Below are 1,491 nucleotides of genomic sequence, written 5' to 3' on the forward strand. Positions count from 1 at the left end.
CAGGTCTTTTGTTGCTGTTTTAGCCATTTGCTTTCTCCTCGAAAGGTTGTATCCATGTGTCCATGTTATTTAGAATTGATTGAAAGGCTAACTCCCCACACAATTCCTCGAATTTCGCCCTGTTGAATTTACCCTTCACGGCATTTGTAGCTTCTGCCGATGGCTTCTTCGCATTACGCAAGTCCATCAACTTCATATTGCGTTCAAAGCCGTCTCTAACGGGAAGTAACTCGCCATACTTCTTAGAAGCGGGAGGTACTTCGTTATTAGCAAAGCGACTAATAACTTTCGGCAGTTTCTCAGGGAGTTTCCCTTCATCTGCCAACTGTAAAAATCTCGCAACGCCGCCATACTGCATAATGAACTCTGGCGCACCTTTCGCACCGATACCACCAACGCCAGGAATTGTGTCTGAGCCATCGCCTTGAAGCGCTTTCCCCTCTACAAAATATTGAGCGTTAATGTAGCCGGTGAATTCCGCAAAATTATTTGCGTTTACGGTTTTGTCTCTAATCGTGTCGTACCAGACGCACTTGTCGCTTACGAGTTGAATCCAATCTTGATCGCCCGTAACCAGCATCACTTTTATATCTTGGTCAGTGAAATGCTTCGTTAAGTACCCAGCTAGATCGTCCGCCTCGTACTCTTCTGCTGACAACTGTCCTATGCCTAACAAATGCAAACACTTGAAGATGTACGGCTTCTGGTCGTGATAGGCTTTGCGCTCTGCTACTTTCTCAGGCGTATCATCTCGACCGTCCTTGTACATTGGGTGCAGGTCAAACCGCCACTGCGTATGCTTGTCCCACAGAATGATTGGCGTGTAGCTAGAATAAGTGCGAAGTAACTTCCGCATTGTTTTGATACAGTGGAAAATCGCTTGAACTTCTTGATCTCCAACGTGCAGTTTTGTCGTGTGATGTGACGCATAACCTAGACTGTTACCGTCAATCAGTATTACCTTTTTCAATTTCATTGTTCTTTCCCCTAGCAATAGATAGAAAGGGTCCCAAAAGAGACCCTTTCTGGTTGTTGTCTAATTGCTTAGAGCGAAGCCAACATGTCGTCTAACTCATCATCAGAAATTTCATCCGAATCAGCCTTAGCGATAGCTTCTTCCTTCTTTGGCTCTTCAGCCGAAGACTCCGCGTACATATCATCATCTAACGAATCTTCTACGGGAGCGGATAGCGACTTCGCCAATGGTTTGTCAGCAGGTGGAGCAGCCAACATTAACCCTGACACATTACTAACAGCCGCGATTGCCTTGTTGCGACCCTCGTCGTACTCTTGCTCCACATACTCGCCCAAATTGTGTAGATTTTTAAGCACTGCGGCGTCAACAGGTTTCGACTTAGCGGCTGGCAGAACGCTGTACTCAGTGTTCAAACCAGTACCAGAACGAGTGATTAAAATATCAATGCCTTCAGAAAGACTTGTGACATTTCCATACTCTTCCATCAACTCCAACACTTTTTCAAAAGTGGTAGG

2 protein-coding genes are annotated in these 1,491 nt (G+C 45.5%); both read right to left on the bottom strand.

Going from position 1 to position 1,491, the window contains the following annotated elements; all coding sequences use genetic code 11:
• Positions 1 to 19: 19 nt before the first annotated feature.
• Entirely contained in the window at positions 20 to 976 is a 957-nt protein-coding gene (locus AC3AYF_RS20890; protein ID WP_487780389.1) for a hypothetical protein, read from the bottom strand.
• A 68-nt stretch (positions 977 to 1,044) separates the two neighbouring features.
• Positions 1,045 to 1,491: hypothetical protein (locus tag AC3AYF_RS20895; RefSeq protein WP_487780390.1), on the bottom strand; the 447-nt coding region annotated here is incomplete at its 5' end.

Source organism: Salinicola sp. (assembly GCF_982684285.1).